Below are 23,528 nucleotides of genomic sequence, written 5' to 3' on the forward strand. Positions count from 1 at the left end.
GCACATGCCGGTAATTCACTGCGGCAGAACCCGCGCTCAGATCTTGGCGACAGTATCGCGTACCATGAGGCCGGTCTTGACGAATAGCTGCTGCGGCTCTGTTTCGGGCTGGATCAGCAGCTGAATCAGCATTTTCATACCGAGTTCACTGATCTCTGCAATGGGCTTGCGGACGGTGGTCAGGGCAGGATTCGTATAGCGGGCGAACATAATGTCGTCGAATCCGATCAGTGATATCTGTCCCGGTACATCTACCTTATGGGCATAACAGGCGTTCATCGCGCCAATGGCCATATCATCGTTGGAGCAAAATACAGCCGTAGGCTGATCCTCAAGGCTGAGCAGCGCGGTCATTGCCGCATAGCCGCTCTCGATGCTGTAATCCCCTGAAGCGAAATAATCGGGATTCAGCGCCAGACGGCCTGCAATCAGGCTGTCCATGAACCCTTGCTTGCGTTCGCTGGACGATTTGAAGCCGGGCTTCCCTTCAATAATAGCCAGCTTCCGGTGCCCTTGAAGCACAGCGTAATCAATGGCTTCCTTCACGCCTTCGCGGTCATTGGCTACCACATTCATAATGCCCGGGTCCTCCAGCTGGCGGTTCAGCACCACAAGCGGTATGCCCATCTTCTTCACATGATAAATGAAGGCATTATCCTCATCGCTCTGGCTCATGACCAGAATGCCGTCGAAACGCTGAGGCTGAATATTGCTGAAGTTATGGACACCGTCTATTCCGTTAACGGTCAGATTGTAATTCTCATCCAGGATATGCGTAATGCCTTTGATAGCATCAACCAGGAAGCTGGCTGAAGTACCCTGCTCAATGCTTGAGAAGAACAGCCCGATGGTGAACGATCTCTTCGTAACCAGACTCTTGGCACTGTAATTCGGCACATAATTCATTTCCGCGGCGATTCGCTCAATCTTATCCCGGGTGACTTTCTTGATCAGCGGGCTGCCGTTCAGCGCTCTGGATACAGTCGTGTGGGAGACGCCGGCGACGCGTGCAATATCTTTGATGGTAATCATGACATCTCTCCGGGAAAATAGAATTGTTAACGATTTCAGTTTAGTGCTACAGCCGCGTCAAGTCAAGACTTTATTGAAATGCACACGTTAAAATTTTATCTGGAACAATGCTGCGGCCGGCGGTATAATTTACGTGTCATGGTATGCCGGTTTGAACAGAACTTATTTCTTAAGGAGGACGAAGCTATGCTGGTGGGCAAGCGGGAATTTTGCGATTACCAGAGTATCCAGGCAGCGGTGGATGAACTTGAACGGGATCCGCTGGAGAAGCCGGTGACCCTGTATATTATGTCAGGTGTGTATCAAGAGGCGGTAAGAATATACCGGTCCAATCTTAATATAGTGGGCATCGGGGAAGTGGTAATCACCATGAACAGACATGCCAAGGAGCTGGACGAGTCAGGAGAAGAGCTGGGTACCTTTGCTACACCGACACTGTTCCTCGGCGGCCGGAGGCTGATGCTTGAGAACCTGATTATTGCGAACACAGCAGGGCAAGGAAATGACATCGGGCAGGCTGTAGCGGTATCGGCCCATTGTGATGAGACCTTATTCCGGAACTGCAGCTTCAGGGGCCATCAGGATACACTGTTCACCGGACCGTTGCCGCCGTATACCAAAGATGGGAAGGCCTTTGGAGGCGTTCCGCTTAAGGAGCAGCACGCCGTTTGCCGCCAGCTGTACACGAATTGTTATATCGAAGGAACGATTGATTTTATTTTTGGCGGAGCAGCAGCTTATTTCGAGCATTGTGAGATCCGCAGTCTGCGTCATTATAACGACGGGCCGGGTTACATCACAGCGGCATCCACGCCGCAGCATCAGGAGTATGGCTATCTGTTCAACGAGTGTTATTTTACGTCGGACCCGGGGGTTAGCGGTGTCTATCTGGGACGCCCGTGGCGCGGATACGCCAGAACAGATATTGTGAACTGCCGGCTGGGCGGGCATATTCATCCCTCCGGGTGGGACCCCTGGGGGAATCCCGGGAATATGCAGACGGCCATTTACCGGGAATACGGCATAGCCGGTGATGATCCGGTGCGTTCCAAGCGTGCAGCCTGGGCATTTATTCCTGAAGAGAAGGAAGCGGCAGCGGGCAAAGAGCGGTTTTTTACCGGGACGGATTTCTGGACAATGGATGGCGTGGAGCCCTCTAGGCGCTGAAGCAGCAGGAATAAGTTGACTGCTTCAGAAGGCAATTCTGCGGCCTGCTATCAGGCAAAAGGCGTATACATGAGCAGGTCATGTATACGCCTTTTTTGAAATTCACTTCCCCAAGCAGGAAAACTCCGGCCCAAAGGGGAAAGTACAGCATAGGCCTGTTAGCGGCGTGAGGCTTGATTGTGCTGGAATTTGGTAATATCGCGGGCGTAATGCGAGACAGTGCCGTCGAATCTTTTGAGCCGTACATATTCCTCGGAGAATTTCTCTACAATTCCGACTCCAACCTGGGAGTACATTCCATCGGGGTCAAGCTGCAACGCGGACACGAAGGTCTGCGATAAAGCGGCAACCCAGAAATCAGCATTTTGGACAAGTGTCTGCGGCATAATCCCAACCCCTTCCATGTGTAGTATAAATATAACGGTGCAGAATCTTAAACACTATTCTACGACAGACAGCGGATTTTGAAAATAGGATTTCTTTTCTGAAATAGTTGAAAATATTCCCGGGATTGTGCTGGAAGGCCGGACGGAGGATGAAGGTGGCTGTTCCCTCGTGAGTGTTGGGAGTAAGACGGTTTATACTACGCTGGCGGTGCTGGTTATGGTGAACAATAAATATAGGAAATAAGGTGGAGGGCAGTATGGAAGGAGAAACACAGCAAGCGCGGGAGATATTCATCCGGTATCTGGGCAGCCCGGCCCAAATGCACCGTGAAGGTGCCCTTAAGCAGTACAATCAATATGGCATTGTCCGGGAAATGGAGCTTCAATGGTTTCAGGAGATGATCGCGGAAGGGTGCGGGCGCCTGTCGATCAGGGACTGGGAGGCTGTTGCCCGGCTTGAAGCCTTGTCCAAGAACTATCAGGACCCGGTCATTGTGGACAAGACAGCTTCGTTCGCCTCCCGCAACCTGATGAGCGCAGACAGTATAGTCAGACTGATGTATGCCGAAGCTCTGGTAGAAATCATCCGCGCCCATAAAATAGTAATTACCCGCGAGCTGCTGTTCAGCGCCTGCCGGGTCGCCGTGCAGCTGCTTGAAAGTGTGGTAACACAGCCGCTGGTGACAGACCCCGGCCATGAGCTGCAGCAGCTCGGACTCAAGGACAAACGGGCGCTGAACAGCCGGGCGAAGAAAAGCATTGAAGAAGTGGAGCGCCTGATTAACTGACCGGCATAACCGTTATTATGGAAGGGGAAACTCAGATGCAGATAAGAACCGAGACAGCGCAGGATTATATTCAAGTATTTGAACTGAATGTCAAGGCGTTCGGGAACCGCGAGGATGAATCCAGGCTGATTGAGCGGATCAGAGCTTCGGAGGAGTTCGTGCCGGAGCTGTCCATTGTTGCCGAGCAGGATGGCGCTGTAATTGGGCATATTTTATTAAGCCGTGCCAAGGTATTGGACGGGAATCATTCACAAGAAGTAATCGTACTTGCCCCCATCGCAGTCGATCCGCAGATGCAGCGTCAGGGAATTGGCGCAGCACTGATCCGCGAAGGCACAGAACGCAGCAGGCAGCTGGGTTATGAAATAATTCTGCTGATCGGGCACCCAGGCTATTATCCCCAATTCGGCTTCACGCCCGCGCGCGCCTATGGCCTTGCGCTGACGCAATTCACTGTACCGGATGAAGTGTTTCAAGTATACGGGCTGCAGGAAGGGGCGCTGGAGAAGGTGAAGGGCGAGCTGATCTATCCGGCGGCATTCTTTTGATACGTGAAGAGCAATAAGCTTCTCACAATACATTACAGGCACTAACGTGACATAAGGCTGTCCAGTTTGTTATGTTACGCTGTTCTGACAAGTGATCTGAACACAATCAGCAGGAGGAATCATAGGATGGCGGAACCATTAAAAGCAATGTACAACAAGGAATTCCTGCGCAGCCTCGGCGCGAAGATCCAGGCCGTATACGGTTCATTTGATACGGACGACTTCACCGCTGCGGCGATGAAAGAGCCTTGGGAGGAACTGGAGCTTAAGGCTCGGATGCGGCGGATCACGGAGACACTGGGGGCATTCCTGCCATCACGTTATGAAGAAGCATTAGATATTTTGTACGCCATCGATAAAGCCTGTGTCGGATTTCCGTATCTGATCTTCCCTGATTTCGTCGAGGTGTTTGGCGGCAGGGAGGAGCACTGGGAGTTATCCATGGCGGCGCTGGAACGGTTCACGCCGAAATCCTCGGCAGAGTTCGCCGTCAGGCCGTTCATGCTGCGGGACCCGCAGCGGATGATGATTCAGATGCTGGCCTGGGCAGAGCATCCGGATGAGCATGTGCGGCGTCTGGCCAGCGAAGGCAGCCGGCCCCGTCTCCCATGGGGCCAGGCGCTGCCGGTGTTCAAGCGCGATCCGTCCCCGGTGCTGCCGCTGCTGGAGAAGCTGAAGGCGGACCCGTCGCTCTATGTACGCAAGAGTGTGGCCAACAATCTGAATGATATCGCGAAGGACCATCCGGCTGTCGTCATTGAGACGGCCCGCCGCTGGAAAGGCAATAATGTGAATACGGACTGGATTGTGCGGCATGGCTGCCGCTCGCTGATCCGTAAGGCGGACCCTGAGATCATGGAGCTGTTTGGTTATGCTCCTGAAGCGGGCGGTGCTCCGCTGGTTACCGCCGCTGTACTCGCTGTTCAACCGGCTGAGGTGCGGATCGGTGACCACTGCGAACTGCAGTATGCCCTCACGATCCGGGAAGGTGAACCGGTGCGAATCCGGATCGAGTATGGGATTAACTTCGTGAAGGCCGGGGGGAAGACCTCGCGTAAGCTCTTTTTGTTGTCCGACAAAACCGTTCCCGGCGGTTCCAGACTGTCTGGCACGCGGACGCACCGCTGGGCCAACCTGACCACCCGCCGTCATTATCCGGGAGAACACACCCTAACGCTACTGGTGAATGGCCGCGAAGCTGCAAGCACGTTACTGCTTCTAGAGCCGCAGGATGAAAGGGGAAATGTACAATGATCACCAACAATCTGTTAATCAAGCTGAAGGATGGCAGCCCGGAACGTATTGCTGAAGCCCGTGAAGTGCTTCTGGGCATGCGTGGTCAAATCGCGCATATCCATGAACTGAAGGTGGAGGTGGATGTCCGCAGCGGCGCTTACGATCTGATGCTGATTGTGCAATATGAGAGCATGGCGGATCTGGAAGCCTATCTGGTTCATCCGGTGCATGTCAGGGTTTCGGAATACATTACAGGTGTGCTGCAATCGGCAGCTTCCTTTTGTTACGAATCCTGATTCCCTAAATGTCAGAGATTCAGCGAATCTTGCAGGTATATGCGGATTATCCGCAACACCTCCTGCACCAAGCTGCACAACAAAGCGGATGTCCAGGCAGCCCTCTCAGGGCTTCCGGAACATCCGCTTCTTTATTTCAGCCAGCTGTGTCCGCCGCATTATTTATGCGCAGACCCTAGCCGCTAATCCTTGATATTACCGGCCATCTTAAGCCGTTTGGCAATCTCCTTGAATTCCTCGGCCGAGATTCCCGGTGCGAATTCCTCCTTGGACTCGGGAGCCTCGGGAATCGGTACACCTTCAGGCACGCCCTGAATAACCTCAAGCGGAAGCCCGTCCTCTGGATGGGTGCCCTTCCAGATCTGGTCAATGGAGCTGAAATCCTTATCGCTCCAGGTGTACAGCTTCGTATGCACGCCTTTTTCTTCATACTTTCTGGCTTCATTGAACGATTTGTTGTCCAGGGAAGGGATCGGCACAAGCTTGGTTACATTGACGCCTGTGGCAATTTCCAGTGCCTTGGCATAAGCGACCACATGAACGCCTCCACGGACAAGGAGGAAACCGACAACAGCGCGCGCAGCCGGATGGTCGGTCATTTCGTAGACCTTCATTTTATGTGTTCTGGCCCCGCATTCCAGGAAGAAGTTATGCAGCAGATCTTCCACCAGGTTGCCGCTGTTGAACACATTGGCCCCGGTCCAGGGGTTACCCATCGAATCGAACGGCATGGCACCCTGGGCTCCGGCCAGGAAGTGATAGGACAGCCGGGCATCTTTTACAGCATCCAGTGGAGTAGAGTCCGGCTTCTTATAATCCGTGGAACCTCTTAGACATTTGTTTACAGCATGGGAGACGAGTTCGACATGGCCTAACTCCTCTGCGGTAATGCTCATAACCAGATCGTAAAAGGGCTTCAGCTTCTCTTTGGAACGGAAGTTAAAGGACTGATACAGATAGTTGTTGAGTGTTGACATTTCACCAAATTTACCGCCAAGCAGTTCCTGTACAGCCGCAGCGGCATTGGGATCTGGTTTCTCGACGTCCGGAATCTCAATCATAATCTCATCCATGCGTTTGAACATTGGCTTGTCATCCTCCTTAGCGCTTCAGCAGTCTTGATATTGCTGTACAGCCCTAAATTAAACGCAATCCTTCATGCTCAAACACATCAACGGGCCGGAAGCTGTATATGCAGCTGGTGGTTATTCTTCGTTTCCCGCGCAGCCATTCCCAGGACATAACTTCTTGTCCCGCTGGCGGGGGCCTTCTGCCAGAGGCGGTAGCCTTCCGTGGCGATTACAGCTGCATTGTCAGTACTGGCGGTCCCTGCAAAATAAATCTCATTCAGCCGGCCGACCACATCCGCCATCGCGTTCAGCTCGGCATCCGTGTAATTAGCATATGCTGTGTCCGCGGTCAGACGGGAATAACTGCGGGTCGCGGAGCGCTTGCGGAAATTCGCTTCGCTGTAAGTGTTGAACTGCAGCAGATTCTGATCTGTGCTGCCCGATGCTGCGGCCCACAGCTCCATCCCTAATTTAGCCGTATTGTAATCCAGGGTCTGATTGGCGGCTGAATAGTTTAAGATGCCGTATTGATGCGGGAATACCGATAATGCACTGTCTGCGATGTCATAGATGCTGTTGCCGTCCTTCTGATATTTACTTATATCCTGAATATGGATGTGGCCGCTGAGTGTGGTATGGATATTATTGCGCAGCAGGGCTTCAATTACCTGCCCGTTATCATCGACAGTGAAGCCCTCCTGGATGAAATCGCTGTGATCCAGCAGGCTGTGATGCATGACTGCTATGATCTGCGCACCTTGTGCCGCAGCCATTTCACCACACGCATCAATCCATTTCAGTGTCGAAGCGCTCACCCTGCCCTCCAATTGTGGATTTCCCAGATCTTTATTATTTTTGTATTGTGCAGTATCGAGCATGAGCAGCCACAGATCATCTGACGGGGCAGCCAGATAGCTCAGCGAGTCCTTATCCTCCAGCAGCGCTTCATCGTAACCGAGGCTGCCGTAGATCTTGCGGAACTGTTTAGGTGTAACGGAATCCGTGTCATATTGGCGCTTACCCTTGAATTTGCGGGCCCAGGGATTCTGGATATCGTGATTGCCGGGGATCACATATACCCGGGTCCCGGTCTCCTGTTCGATGGTCTTCAGATGTTTGGCCAGATCCTTATGGCTGGCTTCTTCACCGTTGTTGCTGAGATCTCCGCTAATGATGACGGCATCGGGCTTGCGGATGCCAATGTCGTATCCGAGGGCTTCCATCATTTCGTTGCTGTATCCCAGCTGTTTACCATCCCCGGCAGCCAGAAACTGATTGAAGGCAGGCCCGAGATCCCTCAGGCTTTGCGATAAATAGTGTGTGTCGGTAGTCGTAAGAATACTAAGATCATGACCGGACTGTATACGATATTGCGGTTGTTGTTTCTCTTCTTGCCCGCTGCAGGATGATGTGAGCAGCAGCAATAGGGAGAGTATGACGGACTTACGGACAGATAACATGGTTCTGCACCTCTTTTCCTGGTAAAAACCGCAAAAAGGTGTCCCCGGCAAGATTGCCCTGAAGGGAACACCTCCTGTACAGAATAACCTATTTCTTGACTTCAGTCACACCGGTTACCTTACCTTGGTCAGCGGCCGTGTAGGTAGCCTGGTATTTGGCATCCGAGAAGTAGACATTGCCTTCAATGGTAGCATTCACAACGGCGAAGCCGTCAGCTTCAACGTAGACATCCCCGACAAAGGTACCGCCTTGTATCCGGGCATTTTCACTGCGGATTGTCAATTTTGGAGCGGTAAGTGTGAAGGAATTGGTGATGTTATGATCTGCGTCCTGGGTATAGAGCGCGATTTTGCGGGCCGGCTCTTCCTTATTGATGAACTGTCCGTCTACCACAAGCTCTTCCGTGAAGGTCAGGTCGTTCAGGACTGCGGCGATCCAGTGGCCGTCTTTGCTGATCGCCTTCTTGAAGGCTTCATTATTATCAACGACGGAGACCGATGTTACAGCATCCGGTGCTTCGGTGGCCGTGGCCGTGTTGCCGTTATTTGCGGACGTGTTTGTATTTGCCGCATTGTTGTTTGCCGAGTTGCCGCATCCGACGAGCAGGGTCAGAGTGAATACGGCTGCTATTGCTGCGAGCTTTCTCATGTAAATAACCTCCTTGGGGTGTGTGTTGCTGCAGATTCGTTTTTCCTTTAAAATTAATATAGAATGATTAGTGCGGAATTAATGTGATTTAATTCACAATAGCAGAATAATATTTACCGATCGTTCTATAAATGGTAAAATTGACCCAGAAAGGAGCATGATGATGGCGAGAAGCAAAGAATTCGATATTGATGACGTACTATTGAAGGCGATGAATATCTTCTGGCAGCAGGGCTATGAGAAAACCTCGATGCAGGATCTTGTAACCGGCATGGGGATTCACAAGAGAAGCATGTATGATACATTTGGAGACAAGCATACTTTATATATAAAAGCACTGGAGCGGTTCGCAGCCATCAACGCCTCCCGGATGGAGGGCCGTATCGAAGGCATTTCCTCGGCCAAGGCTGCAATCACCCTGCTGTTCGAAGCAACGATCCACAGGAGTGAAGACGAGCCCAAGGGCTGCCTGCTGGTGAATACCGCAGTGGAGCTGTCCAATCATGATCCGGAAGCAGCAACCAAAGCGAATGATGCTTTTCTGAATACCGAACATCTCATTGAACGGCTGATCCGGCACGGACAGGCTAGCGGAGAGATCTCCGGCCGGCATGAGGCCTCTGCGCTTGCTGCTTATCTGCACAATGCCCTCGTCGGGCTGCGGGTCATGGTCAAAGCCACCCGGGATATTGACAAGCTCCAGACTATCGTTAACACTACGCTTGCTGTACTGGAATAATGCGGCCTTAATAGTATGAACGCGCCTGCTGGTAATTATCCAATTTAAATTTCGGCTCACAGCAGGCGCTGAGCTTATTTGCACTTCAATATCGCCGCGGTTTGGATTACAATATGATTTTGATGATTCATGAGGCGTGCAGGAAGGAGCTGTATTCATGGCTAAGCAGAAATACTATGTAGTGTGGGAAGGCAAGCAGCCGGGAGTGTACAGCACTTGGGCAGAATGCCAGGCGCAGACCGATCATTATACCGGAGCGAAATATAAGTCTTATGAGAGCAGAGCGGCAGCGGATACGGCTTATAAGGCGGGCTGGAAAGGCAACTGGGGAACAGGTTCGTCCTCATCCGGCGCAGGTGCCAAGAGTAAAACGGGAAACAGCTGGAGCCGCAGTGCCTCGGTAGAAACGTCGGAGGAGATTGATTATGACAGCATCTCTGTAGATGTCGGCACCCGCGGCAATCCCGGACCGGTAGAATACAAAGGCGTAGACACGCAGACCGGGGACATTATTTTTTCCTGCGGTCCAATCAGTAAGGGAACGAATAACCTCGGGGAATTTCTGGCGATTGTCCATGCGCTGGCTCTGCTTAAGAAGGAAGGCAGCAGCCGTACGGTCTATACCGACTCCGTGAATGCGATGAAGTGGGTGAAGCAGAAGAAGGTCGCTACTACCCTGCCCCGGGATGCTTCCACAGAGGAAATCTGGACGCTGATTGACCGGGCGGAGAGCTGGCTGCGCAGCCATACATATGAGAATAAGGTGCTGAAATGGCAGACTAAGGTATGGGGCGAGATCAAAGCAGATTACGGGCGCAAATAAATTCTGCAGGTTTTGGTTAATAACAGGTAATGAATGAATACTACAGGGAAGCAAGCAGGAGGAGAACGGGATGTTCGGCAATGATTGGGATGAGGTACTGCAGGAAGAAACGCATAAGCCCTATTTCGAGGAGCTGCGTTATGCGCTGGCACGTGAATATAAGCAATATACAGTCTATCCGCCAAAAGACAAGCTGTTCTCAGCGCTGAAGCTGACGCCTTACAGCAAGACCCGGGTGGTCATTCTGGGTCAGGACCCCTATCATGGGGCGGGACAGGCTCATGGCCTGAGTTTCTCGGTCGAGCCGGGAGTGCGGATTCCTCCGTCACTGCGCAATATTTATACTGAGCTGCATAATGATCTGGGTGTACCTGTGCCGAACCATGGTTCTTTGCTCCACTGGGCAGAAGAAGGGGTGCTGATGCTTAACGCAGTGCTGACCGTACGTGAAGGCCAGCCGAACTCGCATAAAGGACTAGGCTGGGAGACGTTTACAGATGCCATCATGGAGAAGCTGAATGAACGGACAGAACCGATGGTGTTCATCCTGTGGGGCAGTCATGCCCAGCTCAAAGGGGCTTCGATTGACCGCAGCAGGCATAAGGTTATTCAGTCTCCGCATCCAAGTCCGTTCTCGGCCCACCGCGGATTTCTCAGTAGCCATCCGTTCTCTCAGGCTAACTCCTATCTGGAGTCGCACGGGCTTACAGGAATCGATTGGTCCATACCGAATGTATAAGTAGCACGGACACAGCGAAGGGGGTGGAGCCATGAAGCATTGGGTAGGCAGACCGGTCATAATGTACTGCGGAGAAGAGCCATATACGATCATGAAAGGCGTGCTGCGCAGATGGGACCCTGCAGCTTCAGTAGCCGTAATCGGACATCAGGAGATTGCCGTCCCTTTTCGTGACATTGTGTTCATCAAGGCATTGGCTCCCAAGGAGAGGGCATTGCCCCCGGTCCTCCATTCCGTAGGGTACGTGATGAGGGAACGCCAGCAGTTTGACAACGCGGTATATTTCAAGTCGGCGGTCACGATCTGGAAAGGCGATCAGCTGGTTGCCCTCAATACGACCATCGTAGCGCACACCAAGGGTTCAGTCACGCTCCGCGACGGGCAGAACTTGCTGAAGGGCAATCACATTTTTGTGGTGCGCTCTCTGCGGGGCTGAGATTGCGGAACGGAAGACTTCGGAAGGTACAGCAAAACGGGCAAACCTCTTATTTAGAGACTTGTCCGTTTTTTTGTTTTTGTTACTTGGATAATATGATATTTGACTGTTGTGGATAAGATCTGCGTAGTAGTTATGGATAAGATTCTTTGGAATTGTGGCAGATTCGTTTGAAGGATGAATGAATTCTTAGTTTAGAAATCCCTCTAATCCCGCCGAAAGTGGACGGATTGGTGAAATTAAAGGGATAAATCCCTCTGTTCACGCCGAAAGTGGGCGGAATGGGAAAATTAAAGGGATAAATCCCTTTAATCCCGCCGAAAGTGGGCGGAACGGGAAAATTAAAGGGATAAATCCCTTTAATCCCGCCGAAAGTGGGCGGAACGGGAAAATTAAAGGGATAAATCCCTCTGATTCCACCGGATGCGCCCCAAATGAGCAAATGAAGGGCATTAGTGCTCTTGATTTCACCGGATGCTATCCCAGCGATAGTCTGAGTGGAGCGATGTGTGGTCGTCTTATAAGCTTCATGGCCTGCATGAGCTTGTATTAGCTTGCACAGCGCCCATCGCTCCAGCCGGACGCGCCCTTTGGGCGAATTCAGTCTTGAAATTTAACGCTCAAAGCAGGTTTAACTCAACTACAACTGAACTACAACTGCTCTTCCTTAACAATCTCGACCTCAATCCCTGCCGGTGCTATAGGCCCGGGACCGCTCGGATCATCCTCACGCTCAGCGATAATGATTTCATAAATCCGCAGGAAGAGGATTTTGAGAATCATATATACAGGCAGCGCAATGAGCACACCGATAATGCCGAAGAAGTCGCCGCCTATCAGGACAAGCACAACGGTTGTCAGCGGATGTACATCCAGGGATTTACCATAGATAATCGGTGACAGCACATTGTCCTGAATCTGCTGGGCAACGACGATGATGATCAGAGACCAGAGTGCCATCGAAGGGGATTCAATGAATCCTACGATAATAACCGGAATTGCTGCCAGCAATGAGCCTACATAAGGAATGAAGTTAAGCGGAATGGAAATAACGGCTAGCAGTAGTGAATACGGCAAGCCGATAAACAGAAATCCGATGTAGAGCATGATGCCCAGCACCACATTCAGCAGGACGCGCGTAACGATGAAGCCGCTTAGCGCACTGTCGATATCCTTCAGCATATCCTGGCCTTCCTTGCGGTACTTTCTTGGAATCAGGCCTTGAAGGATCGGTGACAGCTTATATCCATCCTTCAGCATGTAATAGAGAATAATCGGCAGTGTAGCAATGACTACTACAATGCTGGAGATGACACCGATCAGGTTGGACATGGAATTAGTCACCCAAGTGATGGCGCTATTCACGTACTCCGTAAGTCTTGTTGTTAAATCGGTATCGCCTTTGAAGAAACGTGAGAAGGACGGATCATTCTGGATTTTGTTGAACTGATTCTGCAGCCCCTCTACCAGATACGGCGTATTGTCGATGAAATTCTGGATTTGTTCACGCAGGGTCGGCCAGACCAGCACCCAGAACAGTACGAACAAACCGATGAAGACGAGATAGATTAGGAGAATCGAGAGTGCACGTCCAAGTTTTTTGGTCTCCAGGAAGTTGACGAGCGGGCGGAGCAGATAATACATGAAGCCCGACAGCATCATTGGCACAAGCAGCAGATTAAAGATGGATACGAGCGGCGTAAATAGGAAAATAACTTTGGAACCCAGATACAGTATCGTCAAAAAGGCGATAATGGCCAGGCATGTCCGGAAATATTTGCTTTGAAGCACAGCAGCCCCCCCAATCTCTTGATTTATGTTTATGTATACGCATCAGGAGCAGCAGCGTTCTATCTTATTTTAAAAGACTGCTGTATATCATTTGCCTGATTCTATCTTTATAACCGAATTAGGAGAGAATGATTCACTAACGCCGAGACTTCCTGTCAGGTTCAACCTGCAGGCAGAGTGGTAATATCGCAATAACAGGAGGGATGTTAGATGCCTACATTGGTGCTCGGGATTTTTGGACATCGGAGCGATGCTGCACTGGCGATTGGGGAATTGAAAGAGAATGGAATCAAATCGAAGAATATATCTGCAGTCACGAAGCAGAAAAATACGCTGGAGATCATCAGCCACGATACCGGAATTGGTGCTGCGCAGACCGGGGAAGGCAATGAGGGCTTGTTCGGTACAGCCCGCGGGTTAGGAGTGGGACTCGATATGCTGGCCGATACTGCTGTAGCTGCGGGTCCGGCTGCACGCAAACTGGCTGGAGCCGATATTGAAACGGATGGTCTTACAGTGAGTCTAATCGGTATTGGCATTCCGCAGGAGGATGCGGAGGCTTATGCCAGGCATGCCGAGCTGGAGCATATTATAGTCATTGTCTTTCTTGATGATGAGGAGCAGCGCGAGAAGGTGGACTCTATATTCGCCAAGCATCAGGTTCTGCCTTTGAAGATTTCATAAGCAAAAGAATATATCAACGCGGCCGGCGGGATTTTCGTCTGGCTGCTTTTTTTTTTCGTGATTGTACGAATAGAATAGGGTCCACTTCAAAGCCTGCCTGTCCTCCGGTTTCTTTGGTGACCTGTTTGGCTTTGACCAGGGAGAGAAAAGCAAAGATTTCACCTAATGCCCCAAAACCTGCGGCAATGATTGCATAGTCCTCGGCACTGAGTTCTTCAGCTTCTGCAGGGGAGGATTTGCCCGCGCCTCCGCTAGTGTTATTGTTGTTACCGCCTGTATAGCCGGATCCATAATTATTATTGTTATAGGCCATCTCCTGTTCACCCGCTTTTCCCCATATGTAATATAAAATATGTCGCTGACCGCGTTTGTGAAATAGGCGTTCGGGTGGTTATTTGCTGCTGCCGCTATTTGACCCTTTCAGGATGAAATGAGCAGAGATGAGCATCCATGCAGCCATTCGATCAGCGGATAACGGAAAAAGCCACTGTATAAGGGATATTATAAGCTTTTTTTGTGAAAAATAAGCGGATAAAAAAGCACTTTACAGTTTATGAAAACGCTGTTACAATCATAAATGAGCAGAAATGATCAATATCAGTCACGAATGAGCTTTTATTCAAATTCAATTAACAATAAGCCCGAACACAAATAGACGATTGTGTATAAAAGGAATCCGGCAGCACGTGCTGCAAGTCCGAGGAGTGAAGCGCATGTTTGAAGAAGAACGGAAGCTGAGTATTCTGCAGTTTATTGAGAACCATACAAGAGCATCGGTTCAGGAGCTGAGCCAGGAGCTGTCCGTCTCAGAATCAACGATCCGCCGCGATCTCAAGGAGCTTGAGGAAGCACGGCTGCTGAAGCGTACGCATGGCGGGGCGGTGTCCCTGCAGAGTGTGAACTTTGAAGCGGCTGTTCCGGATAAGGAAGACCGGTTCCTTGATGAGAAGCTGCGGATTGCCCGCAAGGCCGTGGAGATGATTGAGGAAGGCGATGCTATTCTTCTGGATGGCGGAACGACTACGCTGCATATTGCCCGGGCGCTGAAATCATTCCGTAATCTCAAGGTCATCACCAACTCGATTATGGCGCTTAATGAGCTGAAGGATTGCCGCCATATCGAAGTTTCGATTACAGGCGGAATGCTGCGGCCGGACACGATGGCTTTTGTCGGACCGATGACAGAACGCTCACTGGATATGGTTCGGGTAGACAAAGCCTTCCTTGGAACCAACGGCCTGGATATACGTGAGGGCATCACGACTCCGAATATGCTGGAGGCTGCAACCAAGCGTAAAATGATTGCTGTCGCAAAGCAGACCATTCTGCTCGCAGACCATAGCAAGATCGGGCAAATCTCCTTTTGTAAAGTGGCGGATCTGCAGGAGATGGATCACTGCATTCTTGATACGGATACGCCGGATAACTTCCGCCGGGAGCTGGAGAAGATGGACGTTGATTATACATTGGTGTGAGTGTGTTAAGAAGACAAACATTATAAATGAGGGATGAATGATGATTTATACAGTGACACTTAATCCTTCCGTCGATTATATCGTGGAGGTTGAAGAGTTTACATTAGGCGGGTTAAACCGGATGAAACGGGATATGAAGCTGCCCGGAGGGAAGGGAATCAATGTATCCCGCGTACTGAAGCAGCTGGGGGTCGAGAATACGGCAACCGGATTCCTTGGCGGTTTTACGGGCGGATTTATTGAACAGTGGCTGCGCCAGGAGATGATTGCAAGTGATTTCGTTCATATAGCGGATGATACCCGGATCAATATCAAGCTGAAAGCCGGGGAAGAGACGGAAATTAACGGAGCCGGACCGGAGATTTCGCAGCCCGAGACCGCTTCTCTGCTGCACAAGCTGGATGCCCTGAAGCAGGGGGATGTTGTTATTCTGTCGGGAAGTACTCCACCGTCACTTGGCGGAGATTTCTATAGCAGGCTGATCGCAGTATGCAAACAGAAGGGGGCAGAGTTTGTAATTGACACAACGGGACAGGCGCTGAAAGACGCGTTGCTCATGGGACCGCTGCTTGTCAAACCGAATCACCATGAGCTGGCAGAGCTGTTCGGCGCTCAGATCAGCACCAGGGCGGAGATTATCACCTACGGGCGTAAGCTGCTGGAAGCGGGGGCCAGGCATGTGCTGGTATCGATGGCCGGCGAAGGCGCATTGTTTATTTCCGAGCAAGGTGTCTACCATGCGGCTGCTCCTGCGGGGCAGGTGAAGAATTCAGTAGGTGCTGGAGATTCCATGATCGCCGGGTTTGTGGGGACCTTGTCGCTGACCGGAGATGTGCTGGAGGCATTCCGTGCCGGCGTCGCCTCAGGAAGCGCAACGGCATTCTCGGACGATCTGGCAGACAGACAGAAGATTGAACAGCTTCGGCCGCTCGTTGTAATTTCCCAGCTGTAAACGAGATAATGAAAGATTTTAAGTAAAACGGGGAGTTGAGATTAATGAAAATTACAGATTTGATGATACAGGAAACTATGATTATGGAGCTGCAGGCTACAACGAAGGAAGCGGCGATCGACGAACTGATTGCCAGCCTCGCGGCCAGCGGACGCATTAATGACGTGAAGCTGTTCAAAGAAAAGATACTGGACCGTGAAGCCCAGTCCAGCACCGGAATCGGCGGAGGCATCGCCATGCCTCATGCCAAGACCAAAGCTGTGAAGGAAGCGACGGTTGTGTTTGCCAAGAGCAGCGCCGGACTCGATTTTGCTTCCCTGGATGAAGCACCGGCTCATTTGTTCTTCATGATCGCTGCGCCGGACGGAGCTGGAAATATGCACCTGCGCACACTAGCTGCGTTATCAAGGCTGCTCATTGAAAGCGAATTCATCGAACAGCTCATGAGTGCCAAGACTCCTGCTGAAGTAACGCGCTTGTTCGATGCCAAGCAAGCTGAGGCCGAAGCTCAGGCGGAAGCGGAAGCTAAGGCAGCTGCGGAGCAAGAAGCCCGGAAGACAGCGGCGCCGCAGGCTGAACCTGCACGGATGATCACCGGGAACCCGGATTTGCAGAGCTTTGTTGTGGCTGTGACAGCATGTCCTACGGGAATTGCCCATACCTACATGGCTGAAGATGCCCTGAAGAAGAAAGCCAAAGAGATGGGAGTTAACATCCGTGTAGAGACGAACGGTTCTGAAGGTGCGCAGAATGTGCTGACTGCGGATGAGATTGCCCGGGCAAGCGGAGTTATTATCGCTGCGGACAAGAACGTGGAGATGGACCGCTTCAACGGCAAGCCTGTACTTCAGCGTCCCGTAAGCGATGGAATCCGCAAGTCAGAGGAATTAATCCGCATCGCGGTCCAAGGCAATGCGCCAATCTACCGCAGCTCCGGCCGTAATGAGGATGGTGCCGCATCGGCGAAGTCCGGTACAATCGGAAGCAAGATTTATAAAGACCTGATGAATGGCATCTCCCACATGCTGCCGTTCGTAGTGGGCGGCGGGATTCTGCTGGCGATCTCCTTCCTGATTGAACAGGTAGCCAGTGTCGATAATCCGCTGGTGAAGCTGCTGCAGACGATCGGCGGCGGAGACGGGGCGTTCCACTTCCTGATTCCAATCCTGGCCGGATTTATCGCACTTAGCATCGGCGACCGTCCGGCACTGATGCCTGGTATGGTCGGCGGGATCATGGCCCTGAATGCCAATGCTGGTTTCCTCGGCGGCCTGGCTGCCGGTTTCCTGGCCGGTTATGTGGTTGTTATGCTCCGCAAAGCCTTCTCTGGCCTGCCGCGTACCCTTGACGGTCTGAAACCGATTCTCCTGTATCCGGTATTCAGCTTGCTTATTACCGGGGCAGTTATGTTCTATCTGTTCAATCCGGTGTTCAGCTGGATCAATGAAGGTATGATTGATGCGCTTAACCATCTGGGTACAGGCAACAAAGTACTGCTGGGATTGGTGCTTGGGGGTATGATGGCCATCGATATGGGCGGTCCATTCAATAAAGCAGCATACACTTTCGCTATTGGCGTATTCACTTCAAGCGGAAACACGAACGGGTTGATGATGGCTGCTGTTATGGCCGGAGGGATGGTGCCTCCGCTGGCAATCGCGCTGGCCACTACGTTCTTCAAGAATAAATTCTCGGATACCGAACGCAAGTCCGGTTTGACCAACTACGTGCTCGGCTTGTCATTCATAACGGAAGGGGCGATTCCCTTCGCTGCAGCCGATCCGCTGCGTGTGCTCACTTCCTGTATCGTGGGTTCAGCCTTAGCCGGCGGACTGACCCAGCTGTGGAATATCAATGTTCCTGCGCCGCATGGAGGCGTGTTCGTAGCCTTCTTATCCAGTAACGCGCTGCTGTTCCTGCTGGCCGTCCTGATCGGCTCCGTCATTTCCGGGCTGATGCTGGGTCTCTGGAAGAAGCCGCTCGCATTGAAGTAACGTAATCATTCCTGTCCTGAACCGTATGGAAGCAGAGCAACATTCTGCATTCATACGGTTTCTTTGTTTGCACGCTCCATTTTATTGTCGTATTTCGGTATAATTAAAAATATATATAAAGAGAAGGCAAAGGAGAATGCGAAATGATTCTGCACAAAGGGGAAGTCTTGTTCCGTCAGGGTGACGGCGGCCAGAACCTGTACCGGGTGAAAAGCGGACTGTTCAAGGTGACAAGACTGCATGAGAACGGGAACATGGTGCTGTTCAACCTGCTGTATCCGGGTGAGACAGTTCCCCATCATTCCCTCATTTCGCCGAAGGAGGCGCATGGAACAGCGGTGGCGATGATGAAAAGTGAGGTCGAGCTCATTCCCGCTGCGGAATGGTACCGGGAGCTGCGGGAGGACCCTGAGAAGGTGATGGAGATCGCGCTTCTGCTCCAGGAGAAGGTTCGGTTCATGCAGACCCGGCTCGACCATCTTACAGTCGGAACGCCCGGGGAACGCATGGCGCTGCTGACCCGCTGGCTGAACGAATACTCTCATGGCGCACAGCTGACAGACCTGCTGACACAGGAAGAGATCGGGCAATTAATAGGTGTACGCCGGGAAACTGTCAACCGTTTGCTGCGGAATCAGGGCTGATTGCTTATTTTTAATGGAAACTGTTTAGACTGCCCCTTCCGCGTGGTATAATCTATTCAGAACATATCAAACTAAAGAAAGGATCAGGATACCATGTGTCCCCGAAGGACGATTCCCCAAAGGACGATTTGGAAACGTTATGATCTGTCTTATACTTAGCTTCCCTGTAGAATGTGCGCGTACCGTTGTTAATTGACGAAACCGCCTCTATGAGGGAAGGAGTTATTGTATGCGAAGGAGCAACACCTCCGGTTTAACCCCTCGTAGAGGCTGGTGGGACGTCTAGCCGCCATTTACGATAAGGGGAGACCGAGTATGAGGAAACAAGACAGTGGCATGAGTATGCCGCTCCGATTAGCCGTTATTTTGTCCGGAACACTATTGCTTGCATTTACGTATTATCACATCAATTATCAGAACCATTTGACTGAGGGCGGGTTCGTAGGGCTGTCGCTGCTCGGCAAATATGTGCTAGGGATTTCACCATCACTATCGATCCTGATTTTAGACATTCCAGTACTCTTAATCGCAATCATATTCAAAGGAAAATCGTTCGTGGTGAACACCTTCATCTCTGTAGCTGCCTTCACGGTATTCTACGGACTGATGGAACGCTATTCCGGATGGGTTATTGATCTGCAGGATAACTTGCCGCTTGCGGCATTGTTGTCAGGTGTACTGACAGGTCTAGGAGCAGGTATGGTCCTGCGGGGCGGCGGGGCGAGCGGCGGGGACGATATACTGTCGCTGCTGATCAGTGAATGGAAAGGAATTAAGGTAGGAACCGTATTTATCCTGATGGATGTAATTGTTCTGGCATTGTCCCTCTTCTATATGCCGTTAAGAGAGACCCTGTACACAGTGATGGCTGTTGTTGTGGCCGGATATGTGATTACTTTTACAACGTCTCTGGGCAGACCGAAGCTGGTCAAGGCTCCGAAGATTCCATCTCCACTAGCCAAGACTCAGGATGGCGCGGTGAATGTGAACAATGCAATGTGAACCCCGTATACGGGGATGATGAAAGGTCAGCGGACTTAAGTCCAGCTGGTCTTTTTTTTTGAGAAATCCTGCACAGAATACAACATTCCGCCCGTTATATCGACCGTAACCGGAAATTGTTGTATGAAATGCAGCATTCTGCCCCCTCCAAGCCGATTACCGAGAGGATTCTTGTATTTCCTACAACAATTCGTCCGCACACCCCGGCATAAGTGAATCGAAGTTGTAATATCTGCAACATTTTGGCATATTATCTTCTGTTAATTTGTTTTCGGTAAAATATGTACATATTCGTCTGCGCAACAGGTCGCACATTCACCTCCCGGGTGTTCCTGGATACTGAAACCGTGAGGTGTGAGCGCGCGTATATATTTCATTCAAACTGCAAGGCCCGAGGTTACACTATGCTCAGAATGTAGAGGGCGGATGTAAGGGAATGAGTGCTCACGAAATTGACTATGCGATTATGGGTGAGGAAATTCAGTGTGTGGAGGTGCAGCTCGACCCGGGGGAGAGCGTGATTGCCGAAGCGGGCAGCTTCATGATGATGGACCCGGAGATTACGATGGAGACGATCTTTGGTGACGGCAGCGGCAACTCGCGGGGCGGCGGCGGACTGATGGGCATGCTGAAGGGAGCAGGCAAACGGCTGCTGACCGGGGAAAGCCTGTTCATGACCGTCTTCACGCACAGCGGGGCATATGGACGCAAGAGCGTAACCTTTGCCGCCCCGTACCCGGGCAAGATTATTCCGCTGGATCTTCAGCAGTACGGCGGCAAAATCATCTGCCAGAAGGATTCCTTCCTCTGCGCAGCCAAAGGCGTGTCGATCGGCATTGAATTCCAGCGCAGGCTGGGGGCGGGCTTCTTCGGCGGTGAAGGCTTCATCATGCAAAAGCTCGAAGGAGACGGACTCTCCTTCGTTCACTCCGGAGGTCATGTGCTGGAGCGGACGCTGCAGCCTGGAGAGACCATCAAGCTCGACACAGGCTGTCTCGTCGCCATGACATCCTCTGTCGATTATAATATCGAGATGGTCAAAGGTGTGAAGACTGCGCTCTTCGGCGGCGAAGGACTGTTCTTCGCCACCCTGCGCGGACCGGGCAAGGTGTGGGTGCAGTCGCTGCCGTTCAGCCGGATGGCTGACCGTATTCTGTCGGCCGCCGGACCTTCCGGGCGCAAGGAAGAGGGCAGCATCCTCGGCGGATTGGGCAATCTGCTGGACGGCAAGTAAATGGAGCGGCGATGAATTAGCCGGCAATCCAAATTCAACCGTAACAATTTGCCGCCTCGCAGGGTTCCGCGGAACCCTGCGAGGCGGATTCCCCCGGAACGCAGCAGCAGCTTCGCCGGATTCCCCGGAATGCAGCCGCATCTTCACGGGATTCCCTGGTAAGTGCAACAGCCGCCTCGCCGGATTCCCGGGAGGCGGCTGTTTGGTCTGCGGAGGGAAGCGGACTGAGAGGCCCCTATTTCCCGGAAAGGCCTTCTTTTGCGGCTGAAACGGACTGAGATTCCGTTATCCTGTTGATTTCAGCTCAAAAGGAGCAATAACCGGAACCATAACGGAATCTGAGTCCGCTTGCCCTGTGAAATCACCCGTTTTGCACAAATAACGGAAACTCAGTCCTCAACAAGCTGATGAGTGAGTTATGAAGAACCCACCGGCCTCTGCTAGAGCAAATGCGCGCATACTGAGCTCCGCCTCACCCTCGAGGCTCCGCCCAGCCTCGCCCTCGAAGCCCCACCCAGCCGCGCCCGCGAAGCTCCACCCAGCCGCGCCCGCGAGGCTCCGCCCAGCCGCGCCCGCGAAGCTCCCCCGGGCCTCGCCCACGAAGCTCCCCCGGGCCTCGCCCACGAAGCTCCCCCGGGCCTCGCCTTCGGAGCTCCACCCAGCCGCGCCCTCGAAGCCCCACCCAGCCGCGCCCTCGAGGCTCCATCAGCCCCTCGCTCTCGAAGCTCCAGCCATCCGCGCCCTCGGAGCAACTTTGTTTCTCAAACGCTATACCGGCTAATTCTTCACCGCAGACAGCAGCAGGAACATCGGACGCCGGGTTTCCTCCTGCCAGGCAGCATTGTTCTCCAGCATAGCTGCAGTCGGCTGCAGCTCGGAGATCCGGGTCAGGGTGAAGCCGGAACCGATCAGCGTATTAATGTAGGTAGCAACATTACGGTGGTACTTCGTAACTTCATGTTCGAGGAAACTAGCCTGCCTCGGTCCTTCGAAATGATAATTGTCAACAGGCCAATGCTGCTTCCCGCCTTCAGGGCTGTAATGCCAATCCTGCGCGGCGAGCGCGGTGAAGATGGGATGCTCGACCGAGAACACGAAGGCTCCGCCAGGCTTCAGGCAATAGTAGACCTGGCGGCAGAGGCTGGCGAAATCCTCTACATAGTGAATGGCAAGTGAACTGATGACCGTATCGAATTCATCCGCACCGAAAGCGGCATCTTCAAGTGCCAGCTGAAGGTATTCAATCTTCGGATCGCGGGTCATCGCCCTGGCCCGCTCCAGCATATTCGCGGAAAGATCGATGCCCACTACAGATACGGCCCCTTGCTCACGGGCATACCGGCAGTGCCAGCCGAAGCCGCAGCCCAGATCCAGTACCCGCTGACCCTGCAGGTCAGGCAGTAGCGTGCGGAAAGTCCCCCATTCTCCGGCGGACTCAAGTCCGCCTGTGGAGCGCGGCATCCGGCTGTAAACTTCAAAAAAGCTGGCTTCATCATATTTGTTTTGCTTCATACGGTGTACCTCCGTAACGGTCGTTAAGCCCGTTCTTTTTTAGAAACAGGAATTGCACTGGCATTCACCGCTTCCCGGAAAGTATACCGCAGATTTGACTGGAACGCAGGTACTGTATATATTATGGGGCAAACCCCTTAGACTACTTAAGGCGGCAACCGGAGGGCTATGATGTTCAAAATATTTATCATTGAGGATGACAAGGGACTAGTAACCCTGCTCCAGGACTACTTACATAAGTTTGGATACGAAACACGGGCGGTGCATGATTTTGAAGCGGTACGGACTGAGTTCGAGGCGTTCGCCCCGCAGCTGGTACTGCTGGATGTGAACCTGCCCAAATTCGACGGATATTATTGGTGCCGCCAGATCCGTGCGGTCTCGACCTGTCCCATTCTGTTCATCTCCGCACGCGACGGGAAGATGGATCAGGTCATGGCGCTGGAGAATGGCGCGGATGATTATATCACGAAACCTTTTGATTACGAGATTGCGATGGCCAAAATCAAAAGTCACCTGCGCCGCGCTTACGGCTCCTACGCCGGGGGCGGCACGGAACGCAGCCTCACCGTTTCAGGACTGATGCTGGACGTAGAACGCCTGATCCTGACGCGGGGCGGGGCCAGAATCGACCTTAGCCACACCGAGGCCAAGATTCTCGATGAGCTGATGCAGAAATCCGGTACCCTCGTTACACGTGACCGGCTGCTGGAGAAGATTTGGGATACCGAAGCTTTTGTGGATGACAACACGCTGAACGTCTATGTAACCCGGGTACGCAAGAAGCTGGCTGCGCTGGATATTATGGAGGGACTGCAGACGGTGCGCGGTCAAGGGTACAGGCTCACCGGAAATTGGGAGGAGGGGTAAC

25 protein-coding genes are annotated in these 23,528 nt (G+C 52.2%); 17 read left to right on the forward strand and 8 right to left on the reverse strand.

The features are described 5' to 3' along the window. Positions 1 to 36 precede the first annotated feature (36 nt). A complete protein-coding gene (locus tag MHI42_RS31650; RefSeq protein ID WP_171718187.1) occupies positions 37 to 1,032 on the reverse strand; it encodes a LacI family DNA-binding transcriptional regulator in 996 nt (331 codons plus the stop codon). 186 nt (positions 1,033 to 1,218) lie between these two features. Here MHI42_RS31650 and MHI42_RS31655 point away from each other — a divergent pair, with 186 nt between their 5' ends. Continuing rightward, complete coding sequence (locus tag MHI42_RS31655; protein WP_342421770.1) at positions 1,219 to 2,199, forward strand: pectinesterase family protein; 981 nt, start codon at positions 1,219 to 1,221, stop codon at positions 2,197 to 2,199. 158 nt (positions 2,200 to 2,357) lie between these two features. Here the strand turns inward: MHI42_RS31655 and MHI42_RS31660 are convergent, their stop codons facing one another. Beyond that, complete coding sequence (locus MHI42_RS31660) at positions 2,358 to 2,585, reverse strand: hypothetical protein (RefSeq protein WP_052421961.1); 228 nt, start codon at positions 2,583 to 2,585, stop codon at positions 2,358 to 2,360. A gap of 257 nt (positions 2,586 to 2,842) precedes the next feature. On the opposite strand from MHI42_RS31660, the gene MHI42_RS31665 reads away from it, so the two are divergent. The 4 genes from MHI42_RS31665 (at position 2,843) to MHI42_RS31680 (ending at position 5,453) form a co-directional block, all read left to right on the forward strand. Continuing rightward, positions 2,843 to 3,373: a hypothetical protein gene (locus MHI42_RS31665; protein WP_342421771.1), complete on the forward strand. Its 531-nt coding sequence runs from the start codon at positions 2,843 to 2,845 to the stop codon at positions 3,371 to 3,373. 35 nt (positions 3,374 to 3,408) lie between these two features. Continuing rightward, a complete protein-coding gene (locus MHI42_RS31670) occupies positions 3,409 to 3,921 on the forward strand; it encodes an N-acetyltransferase (RefSeq protein ID WP_171718190.1) in 513 nt (170 codons plus the stop codon). A 126-nt stretch (positions 3,922 to 4,047) separates the two neighbouring features. Next, positions 4,048 to 5,175, forward strand: coding sequence for a hypothetical protein (locus MHI42_RS31675; RefSeq protein ID WP_342421772.1), 1,128 nt, complete (start codon positions 4,048 to 4,050; stop codon positions 5,173 to 5,175). Next, the gene (locus MHI42_RS31680) at positions 5,172 to 5,453 is read left to right on the forward strand and encodes a Dabb family protein (protein WP_042138801.1); all 282 of its coding nucleotides are present in this window, start codon (positions 5,172 to 5,174) and stop codon (positions 5,451 to 5,453) included. Before MHI42_RS31675 ends, MHI42_RS31680 begins: the two co-directional genes overlap by 4 nt. Before the next feature lie 182 nt (positions 5,454 to 5,635). Here the strand turns inward: MHI42_RS31680 and MHI42_RS31685 are convergent, their stop codons facing one another. The 3 genes from MHI42_RS31685 to MHI42_RS31695 all read right to left on the reverse strand — a co-directional run bounded on the left by MHI42_RS31685 (position 5,636) and on the right by MHI42_RS31695 (position 8,632). After that, positions 5,636 to 6,538 (reverse strand): manganese catalase family protein, encoded by a 903-nt coding sequence (locus tag MHI42_RS31685; protein WP_039295366.1) that lies wholly within the window; start codon positions 6,536 to 6,538, stop codon positions 5,636 to 5,638. 86 nt (positions 6,539 to 6,624) lie between these two features. Then, positions 6,625 to 7,983, reverse strand: a complete 1,359-nt coding sequence (locus MHI42_RS31690; protein ID WP_342421773.1) for a metallophosphoesterase — start codon at positions 7,981 to 7,983, stop codon at positions 6,625 to 6,627. A gap of 88 nt (positions 7,984 to 8,071) precedes the next feature. After that, on the reverse strand, positions 8,072 to 8,632 hold the full coding sequence (locus tag MHI42_RS31695; protein ID WP_342421774.1) for a hypothetical protein: 561 nt from the start codon (positions 8,630 to 8,632) through the stop codon (positions 8,072 to 8,074). A 157-nt stretch (positions 8,633 to 8,789) separates the two neighbouring features. Between MHI42_RS31695 and MHI42_RS31700 the strand changes: the two genes are divergently transcribed. The 4 genes from MHI42_RS31700 to MHI42_RS31715 all read left to right on the forward strand — a co-directional run bounded on the left by MHI42_RS31700 (position 8,790) and on the right by MHI42_RS31715 (position 11,369). Beyond that, entirely contained in the window at positions 8,790 to 9,371 is a 582-nt protein-coding gene (locus MHI42_RS31700) for a TetR/AcrR family transcriptional regulator (RefSeq protein ID WP_342421776.1), read from the forward strand. A gap of 157 nt (positions 9,372 to 9,528) precedes the next feature. Beyond that, positions 9,529 to 10,194, forward strand: a complete 666-nt coding sequence (locus MHI42_RS31705; RefSeq protein ID WP_342421777.1) for a ribonuclease H family protein — start codon at positions 9,529 to 9,531, stop codon at positions 10,192 to 10,194. A gap of 70 nt (positions 10,195 to 10,264) precedes the next feature. Next, complete coding sequence (locus tag MHI42_RS31710; protein ID WP_342421778.1) at positions 10,265 to 10,933, forward strand: uracil-DNA glycosylase; 669 nt, start codon at positions 10,265 to 10,267, stop codon at positions 10,931 to 10,933. 31 nt (positions 10,934 to 10,964) lie between these two features. Further along, positions 10,965 to 11,369, forward strand: a complete 405-nt coding sequence (locus MHI42_RS31715; RefSeq protein ID WP_039295375.1) for a hypothetical protein — start codon at positions 10,965 to 10,967, stop codon at positions 11,367 to 11,369. Between the two features lie 651 nt (positions 11,370 to 12,020). Here the strand turns inward: MHI42_RS31715 and MHI42_RS31720 are convergent. Beyond that, positions 12,021 to 13,160 (reverse strand): AI-2E family transporter, encoded by a 1,140-nt coding sequence (locus tag MHI42_RS31720; RefSeq protein WP_342421779.1) that lies wholly within the window; start codon positions 13,158 to 13,160, stop codon positions 12,021 to 12,023. A gap of 210 nt (positions 13,161 to 13,370) precedes the next feature. Between MHI42_RS31720 and MHI42_RS31725 the strand changes: the two genes are divergently transcribed. Further along, positions 13,371 to 13,844, forward strand: coding sequence for a general stress protein (locus MHI42_RS31725; protein ID WP_342421780.1), 474 nt, complete (start codon positions 13,371 to 13,373; stop codon positions 13,842 to 13,844). A gap of 13 nt (positions 13,845 to 13,857) precedes the next feature. On the opposite strand, the gene MHI42_RS31730 is transcribed toward MHI42_RS31725, so the two are convergent. Continuing rightward, positions 13,858 to 14,157, reverse strand: coding sequence for a hypothetical protein (locus tag MHI42_RS31730; protein ID WP_171716573.1), 300 nt, complete (start codon positions 14,155 to 14,157; stop codon positions 13,858 to 13,860). Between the two features lie 400 nt (positions 14,158 to 14,557). On the opposite strand from MHI42_RS31730, the gene MHI42_RS31735 reads away from it, so the two are divergent. From MHI42_RS31735 to MHI42_RS31760, 6 genes are all read left to right on the forward strand, one after another. Beyond that, positions 14,558 to 15,319, forward strand: a complete 762-nt coding sequence (locus MHI42_RS31735; RefSeq protein WP_342421781.1) for a DeoR/GlpR family DNA-binding transcription regulator — start codon at positions 14,558 to 14,560, stop codon at positions 15,317 to 15,319. A gap of 40 nt (positions 15,320 to 15,359) precedes the next feature. Next, positions 15,360 to 16,271: a 1-phosphofructokinase gene (gene pfkB / locus MHI42_RS31740; RefSeq protein WP_342424845.1), complete on the forward strand. Its 912-nt coding sequence runs from the start codon at positions 15,360 to 15,362 to the stop codon at positions 16,269 to 16,271. Positions 16,272 to 16,315: 44 nt separating this feature from the next. Continuing rightward, complete coding sequence (locus MHI42_RS31745; RefSeq protein WP_342421782.1) at positions 16,316 to 18,265, forward strand: fructose-specific PTS transporter subunit EIIC; 1,950 nt, start codon at positions 16,316 to 16,318, stop codon at positions 18,263 to 18,265. A gap of 143 nt (positions 18,266 to 18,408) precedes the next feature. Beyond that, complete coding sequence (locus MHI42_RS31750; RefSeq protein ID WP_042138790.1) at positions 18,409 to 18,909, forward strand: Crp/Fnr family transcriptional regulator; 501 nt, start codon at positions 18,409 to 18,411, stop codon at positions 18,907 to 18,909. 315 nt (positions 18,910 to 19,224) lie between these two features. Further along, a complete protein-coding gene (locus tag MHI42_RS31755; RefSeq protein WP_342421783.1) occupies positions 19,225 to 19,911 on the forward strand; it encodes a YitT family protein in 687 nt (228 codons plus the stop codon). A gap of 436 nt (positions 19,912 to 20,347) precedes the next feature. After that, entirely contained in the window at positions 20,348 to 21,145 is a 798-nt protein-coding gene (locus MHI42_RS31760) for a TIGR00266 family protein (protein WP_039295387.1), read from the forward strand. Between the two features lie 777 nt (positions 21,146 to 21,922). Here the strand turns inward: MHI42_RS31760 and MHI42_RS31765 are convergent. Next, positions 21,923 to 22,657: a class I SAM-dependent methyltransferase gene (locus MHI42_RS31765; protein ID WP_342421784.1), complete on the reverse strand. Its 735-nt coding sequence runs from the start codon at positions 22,655 to 22,657 to the stop codon at positions 21,923 to 21,925. A gap of 171 nt (positions 22,658 to 22,828) precedes the next feature. Between MHI42_RS31765 and MHI42_RS31770 the strand changes: the two genes are divergently transcribed. Continuing rightward, the gene (locus MHI42_RS31770; protein WP_039295391.1) at positions 22,829 to 23,527 is read left to right on the forward strand and encodes a response regulator transcription factor; all 699 of its coding nucleotides are present in this window, start codon (positions 22,829 to 22,831) and stop codon (positions 23,525 to 23,527) included. Position 23,528: the final 1 nt, after the last annotated feature.

It is taken from the genome of Paenibacillus sp. FSL E2-0178 (assembly GCF_038593005.1).
GTDB lineage: Bacteria > Bacillota > Bacilli > Paenibacillales > Paenibacillaceae > Paenibacillus_AQ > Paenibacillus_AQ phytohabitans.

Coding starts and splice junctions, on each gene's coding strand:
- MHI42_RS31690 (WP_342421773.1), bottom strand. CDS start 7,983: ATGTTATCTGTCCGTAAGTCCGTCATACTCTCCCTATTGCTGCTGCTC.
- MHI42_RS31765 (WP_342421784.1), bottom strand. CDS start 22,657: ATGAAGCAAAACAAATATGATGAAGCCAGCTTTTTTGAAGTTTACAGC.
- MHI42_RS31755 (WP_342421783.1), top strand. CDS start 19,225: ATGAGGAAACAAGACAGTGGCATGAGTATGCCGCTCCGATTAGCCGTT.
- MHI42_RS31660 (WP_052421961.1), bottom strand. CDS start 2,585: ATGCCGCAGACACTTGTCCAAAATGCTGATTTCTGGGTTGCCGCTTTA.
- MHI42_RS31700 (WP_342421776.1), top strand. CDS start 8,790: ATGATGATGGCGAGAAGCAAAGAATTCGATATTGATGACGTACTATTG.
- MHI42_RS31730 (WP_171716573.1), bottom strand. CDS start 14,157: ATGGCCTATAACAATAATAATTATGGATCCGGCTATACAGGCGGTAAC.
- MHI42_RS31680 (WP_042138801.1), top strand. CDS start 5,172: ATGATCACCAACAATCTGTTAATCAAGCTGAAGGATGGCAGCCCGGAA.
- MHI42_RS31770 (WP_039295391.1), top strand. CDS start 22,829: ATGTTCAAAATATTTATCATTGAGGATGACAAGGGACTAGTAACCCTG.
- MHI42_RS31715 (WP_039295375.1), top strand. CDS start 10,965: ATGAAGCATTGGGTAGGCAGACCGGTCATAATGTACTGCGGAGAAGAG.
- MHI42_RS31710 (WP_342421778.1), top strand. CDS start 10,265: ATGTTCGGCAATGATTGGGATGAGGTACTGCAGGAAGAAACGCATAAG.
- MHI42_RS31735 (WP_342421781.1), top strand. CDS start 14,558: ATGTTTGAAGAAGAACGGAAGCTGAGTATTCTGCAGTTTATTGAGAAC.
- MHI42_RS31760 (WP_039295387.1), top strand. CDS start 20,348: ATGAGTGCTCACGAAATTGACTATGCGATTATGGGTGAGGAAATTCAG.
- MHI42_RS31745 (WP_342421782.1), top strand. CDS start 16,316: ATGAAAATTACAGATTTGATGATACAGGAAACTATGATTATGGAGCTG.
- pfkB (WP_342424845.1), top strand. CDS start 15,360: ATGATTTATACAGTGACACTTAATCCTTCCGTCGATTATATCGTGGAG.
- MHI42_RS31750 (WP_042138790.1), top strand. CDS start 18,409: ATGATTCTGCACAAAGGGGAAGTCTTGTTCCGTCAGGGTGACGGCGGC.
- MHI42_RS31675 (WP_342421772.1), top strand. CDS start 4,048: ATGGCGGAACCATTAAAAGCAATGTACAACAAGGAATTCCTGCGCAGC.
- MHI42_RS31685 (WP_039295366.1), bottom strand. CDS start 6,538: ATGTTCAAACGCATGGATGAGATTATGATTGAGATTCCGGACGTCGAG.
- MHI42_RS31705 (WP_342421777.1), top strand. CDS start 9,529: ATGGCTAAGCAGAAATACTATGTAGTGTGGGAAGGCAAGCAGCCGGGA.
- MHI42_RS31695 (WP_342421774.1), bottom strand. CDS start 8,632: ATGAGAAAGCTCGCAGCAATAGCAGCCGTATTCACTCTGACCCTGCTC.
- MHI42_RS31650 (WP_171718187.1), bottom strand. CDS start 1,032: ATGATTACCATCAAAGATATTGCACGCGTCGCCGGCGTCTCCCACACG.
- MHI42_RS31725 (WP_342421780.1), top strand. CDS start 13,371: ATGCCTACATTGGTGCTCGGGATTTTTGGACATCGGAGCGATGCTGCA.
- MHI42_RS31655 (WP_342421770.1), top strand. CDS start 1,219: ATGCTGGTGGGCAAGCGGGAATTTTGCGATTACCAGAGTATCCAGGCA.
- MHI42_RS31665 (WP_342421771.1), top strand. CDS start 2,843: ATGGAAGGAGAAACACAGCAAGCGCGGGAGATATTCATCCGGTATCTG.
- MHI42_RS31670 (WP_171718190.1), top strand. CDS start 3,409: ATGCAGATAAGAACCGAGACAGCGCAGGATTATATTCAAGTATTTGAA.